The following is a 638-nucleotide window of genomic DNA, read 5'->3' on the forward strand; positions in this document are numbered from 1 at the left end:
ATCCAGAGATAGGGCCAGTCCCCCTCGATCGGCCTGTTGAGGAAGGCGTCGACCCGCTCGTCGATCTCTTCGCACAACCGGCTCACTTGGCTCTTGGACATGCCCGCCATGCCGAGCGCCTTCACCAGGTCGTCGACGGATGGCGTCGAGACGCCATGGATGTAGGCCTCCTGGATCACGGCAGTCAGCGCCTTCTCGGCCATGCGGCGTGGCTCGAGGAAGCCGGGGAAGTAGCTCCCCTTGCGCAGCTTCGGGATACGCAGCTCGACCGTGCCGGCGCGGGTCTCCCAGGCCCGGTCGCGGTAGCCGTTGCGCTGCGCCAGACGCTCGGCGCTCTTCTCGCCGTAGGCCGCGCCGGTCAGCGCGCCCACCTCCATCTCCATCAGGCGCTCGGCGGCAAAGCCGATCATGTCTTGGAGCAGGTCCGCATCAGGGGCCTTCTCCACCATGCTGCGCAGGGTCATCATCTCGTCGGTCATCGGTGCTCTCCGGATCAGGTTGGTTCTCGCAAACCCGACCCTACCGGAGATCGTCCGATGACCACCCGCCCCGCCGCCCGCCCGCTACGGCGCTATGGGAAAGCGCGCGTGCGGCCAGCGGGGCTACCCGTCAGCTACACCACCGGCGGGGAAACGACC

At 67.7% G+C, this 638-nt stretch carries 1 protein-coding gene; it reads right to left on the reverse strand.

Annotated elements, in window-relative coordinates; translation table 11 throughout:
* A partial coding sequence (locus tag KY389_RS15030) for a transposase (RefSeq protein WP_219831779.1) occupies positions 1–479 on the reverse strand: 479 nt, incomplete at its 3' end.
* Positions 480–638 lie beyond the last annotated feature (159 nt).

The sequence above is a fragment of the Paracoccus bogoriensis genome (assembly GCF_019431455.1).
Classification (GTDB): Bacteria; Pseudomonadota; Alphaproteobacteria; order Rhodobacterales; family Rhodobacteraceae; genus Paracoccus; species Paracoccus bogoriensis.